Annotated in this window: 3 protein-coding genes and 1 pseudogene; all 4 read right to left on the reverse strand. The window is 44.6% G+C overall.

Annotated features, from left to right (window positions below):
- A partial coding sequence (locus B7Y67_RS11230) for an FAD/NAD(P)-binding protein (protein ID WP_293598714.1) occupies window positions 1-962 on the reverse strand: 962 nt, incomplete at its 3' end.
- A 26-nt stretch (window positions 963-988) separates the two neighbouring features.
- Window positions 989-3178: pseudogene (locus B7Y67_RS11235) on the reverse strand (OsmC domain/YcaO domain-containing protein).
- A 106-nt stretch (window positions 3179-3284) separates the two neighbouring features.
- Window positions 3285-3965 (reverse strand): response regulator, encoded by a 681-nt coding sequence (locus B7Y67_RS11240; protein WP_293598715.1) that lies wholly within the window; start codon window positions 3963-3965, stop codon window positions 3285-3287.
- A gap of 2 nt (window positions 3966-3967) precedes the next feature.
- The coding region (locus B7Y67_RS11245) for an ATP-binding protein (protein WP_293598716.1) at window positions 3968-4615 on the reverse strand (648 nt) is incomplete at its 5' end.

Here is a 4615-nt window from a genome sequence, read left to right on the forward strand (position 1 = left end):
TGCTCATAAGCAGCGATGGTTTGAGGTGATGCCCTAAAGCGATATAAATTCCATAGCCAACCCACTCTCTTAAATAAAGTTCGCTTTTGATGCACGGAGAATTGTTGCCAAATGATATTAATATTTGTCCTCAACTCTTCCCATGCGCTCTGCCACTCTGTGCTCGTAGTGGATGTTGATGGCAAATAATCTCGTATGAAACGAATGAATTTAGCTGGACTTAAATTCTGCGGCCAAACGGGCTGAATCTTTCTTTCCCAATTCGCCTGGGCTGGAGGAAAAATGGCTCTCGGACTAATCACATATATTTGTCCAAGATGCTTACGCTCTACCAAATTATTAATGGCATCTAATGCTGTCAATCCTCCACCAAGCAAAATAATCCTCTCATGGGCTTCGACCCCGACTAATCCATGTCCCGTCCAAGGGTTCTCAACAAGACATGATGCAGATAGATTGGGATAAGGATTAGTGACTACGCAAGGCCAAGTGGGCGGGGGATTGCCAGTCGCGATAATGACTCGCTTTGCACTTAATACCGCTTGGTTATCAAGAACAAGATTCCAAGAATTATCGGCCGAACTTAAGCTAAGAACTTTAGCTTTAATTTGTTCAATGTCATCTGGTTTAGATTCAGTAGAAATCAGTTCAGAAACATACCGACCAAAATCTTGGCGAAGATAAAAATATCCTGCATCAGTCTTTGCTTCTGGATCATTTACATGCTCTTTAGCCCACCTTGAAAAATGCAAGGGGTCATCTGAAAAAATGATTGGCAAATTCTCACGGATGTTTAGTCGAAAATGTAGATTGTCACAACCATATGCATTTCCCTTTCCTAGGGTGCCTGAGCCAATCACCGTTATAGCGGTGGGCGCAATGCCCCTGCGCAAGAGATGCGCCACCATTACAGCTGCAGCAAAGCCGTCTCCAATAATCGCCAATTCTTTAATGTTCGACATGGGTCAGCCTAAATAGTAATTAGCCCCTATCTAGAGGACCGGGCCAAATGTAATTTTTTATAACTGTCGATTAAACGATGGTGCCTCTCTAAGCCCTCTAACTTCGTGCTTGTTGGAGTTAATCCAAAGAAGCGCACACTACCACTTACTGATCCCAAAACCGCATCGATTCTTTCCTTGCTAAACATACGTCGTAGATTTTGCAGATAGTCATTTAGCTCTAAATTCTCATCAAGCTCAATCTCAAGCACTGTATTTAAGGCCTGATAAAACAGTTTGCGTTCGACCGCATTGTCGTTGTATTGCAGAAAAGCGCCAACAAGTTCATGCGCCTCTTCAAATTGTTTCAATGCCAGATTAATTAAGAGCTTCAGCTCAAGAACCGTTAATTGACCCCATGGCGTATTCTCGTCAAACTCAATACCAATCAATGTGGCGATATCACCATACTCATCAAGTTCATTATTTTCTAGATTTTCTAGTAGCTTCCTTAGATTGGCATTATCTAGTTTGTGTAGATTCAAAATATCAGCACGGAATAACAGGGCCTTGTTCGTGTTATCCCAAACCAAATCTTCTATCGGGTACACCTCGGAATACCCTGGCACCAGGATTCTGCAAGCAATCGCTCCCAGCTCGTCATACACTGCTACATAAGCTTCTTTACCCATATCTTTAAGAATGCCAAACAGGGTTGCCGCTTCATCTCTATTGGAGTGCTCGCCATGACCTGAAAAGTCCCACTCAACAAAATCGTAATTTGATTTAGCGCTGAAGAATCGCCACGACACAATGCCACTAGAGTCAATAAAGTGCTCAACAAAATTATTTGGCTCAGTCACCGCCTCACTAGCGAAAGTAGGCGGCGGTAAATCATTCAAGCCTTCTAGACTACGGCCTTGCAGAAGTTCAGTTAGGCTCCGCTCCAGGGCGACTTCCAATCTTGGATGCGCCCCAAAGGATGCAAATACTCCGCCCGTTCTTGGGTTCATTAAAGTAACGCACATAACAGGTTAGATGCCGCCTAATGATGCGTCTTTTACCAACACCGGAAAGCCCTGCTCTTCAAGACTCTGAATGCCCGCCAGAATACCGGGGTATTTTGCAAGCACTTCTTGTGGCACGTCTGGCAAAGCAATTTCTTCTTCAATAATTTGACGTTTAACTGCTCGTTCAAAAATCTCTGACAAGCATTGCACCTGCGCTTCAGCAAGTGTGTTGCCAGCGCTCATGCCATTACTGACATACAAATTTTCAATTAAGTTGGATGGGAAATACACAGTCTTACCGTCTGACTGACGTACATATGGCAATGAACAAATTCCCCGCTCTACATTGCCAGAATTGGTATCGATTAAATGTGAGGCTCGCAGTTCACCATCAGCATTAAAAATCTCTAGGCAATACTCATCCAGAATTTCTTTAGGTAGCGCATCTTTTGGTCCTGGCTTAAACCAACGCTCATTTGGATAATGAACAAAATTGCTATTGGCTATATCCTCACCCCAAAATGCACCAGCATAAAAATGGTTATTGCTGAGTCGCTCGATATACTCGCCCAAGGCTGAGGCTAGCGCGCTTTCTTTTGTGGAGCCTTTGCCATTGGTAAAGCACATTGGCGAGTGTGCATCGCGAATATGTAAAGACCATACATTAGGAATCAGGTTACGCCATGAGGCAATTTCAATCTTAATTCCTAGATTGGCAAGCACACCAGACATATTCGCAATGGTTTGCTCTAGCGGCAAATCCTTACCTGGAATAATGGTGCTTACATCTGAGGCCGAGTTCAAAGTTAAAAGGCTCTGCGCATCAGCATCGAGATTCTTAACCTCTTCAATGACAAACTCCGGGCCCGCCTGTACGACTTTCTTGACCGTACAGCGCTCGATGGATCGCAAGATACCCTGGCGATCATTGGCAGAAATATCCTCTGGCAATTCAACCTGAATTTTGAATATCTGTTGGTAACGATTTTCTGGGTCGACAATATTATTTTGTGAAAGTCGAATGTTCTCGGTTGAGATATTGCGTGTGTCGCAATACAGCTTTACAAAATAGGCGGCACATAAAGCGGAGGAAGCCAAAAAGTAGTCAAAAGGTCCCGGGGCTGAACCATCCCCTTTATATCGAATGGGCTGATCAGCAATTACCGTGAAGTCATCGAACTTGGCTTCGAGACGCAACTTATCGAGAAAGTTAACCTTTATTTCCATGGGAATAATTCCGAAATGATGTTAGCGCAATGATCCGTCGCAATGTCAATGCTGTGCGCCACACCAATAGTCCCAAAGAACATTACAAGGGACTCATACTTGGTGTTTACTGCTCGGCTTTATTGCGTGAGGTGTCGATTCCTAAAGCTTTTAACTTGCGGTAGAGGTGTGTGCGCTCTAAACCAGTGTATTCAGAAATCTTAGTCATGCTACCACCCATGATGATCATTTGATGCTCGAAGTAGGCTTTTTCGAATAAGTCCCTGGCCTCACGAAGCGGCAAATCAAAGTAAGTTTTTGCAATCCCACTAATGTACTCACCCTCTTGTACTTGAGTGACCTTCTCACTGGCTGCCACTCTAGGGGTGGGGCTGGATGAGGACGCAGAAGGCACTCTTTCCTCAACAGGCTCAATAAACTTAGGTGCACTCTCAAGAGCCTTGTTAACAGTTTTGAGTAATTTTTGAAGCGCGATGGGCTTTTCCAAGAAGTTAAGTGCGCCAATGCGGGTAGCTTCAACTGCGGTATCAATCGTGGCATGGCCAGACATCATAACTACTGGCATCGTGAGTTGACCCGTCTTGGACCACTCTTTTAATAGGGTAATGCCATCAACTTCAGGCATCCAAATATCCAGCAAGACGAGGTCTGGACGCATTTGTTCGCGGATTGTGCGAGCCTGCATAGCGCTCTCGGCCGCATAAACAGTGTGGCCTTCATCCGTCAGAATCTCATTAAGAAGCTCTCGGATTCCCATCTCATCATCGACCACCAAAATACTTGCCATACTTATGCTGCCTCTTTTGCCAGATTCATAAACAAAATTGATACTTGTGCGCCGATCACTTCATCCCCTCGAATACGGTTCCGAACTTCAATTTTGGCGCCGTGGTCATCTACGATTTTCTTCACTACTGCCAGACCCAATCCAGTGCCCTTACTCTTTGTTGTTACGTACGGCTCAAAAGCCCTTGCCAATATCTTAGCTGGAAATCCTGAACCGCTATCACTTATCGTTAGGCGCACCGCATTCTGTGGCACACCATTGACTTCGCCGTAAGGCACTATTTCAGTTTTGACTTCGACTGGCTCAGCTTGATGCTCACCCTCAAGAGTAGCATCTTGTGCGTTCTGCAAAAGATTATGAATAATCTGTCTAAGTTGCGTAGGATCACCCATAATATTTGGGCTGCGCTCATCAAGGTGAGTTTTTATGGGGCTTCCCTCATATAAACCCAAAATCTCCTGTATCAAGGCGTTGATTGAGACTGACTTTAGTTGTGGGCTGGGCGTTTTTGCAAAATCCCTAAAATCATTCACCATCTCTTTCATTGCCTGAACTTGTCCGATGATCGTTTCAGTACTGCGATTCATCATCTCTTCTTGCTCAGGACTCAACTTACCTGCCAACTTATGCTGCAACCTCTCTGCTGAGAG

The sequence above is a fragment of the Polynucleobacter sp. 35-46-11 genome, assembly GCF_002281105.1.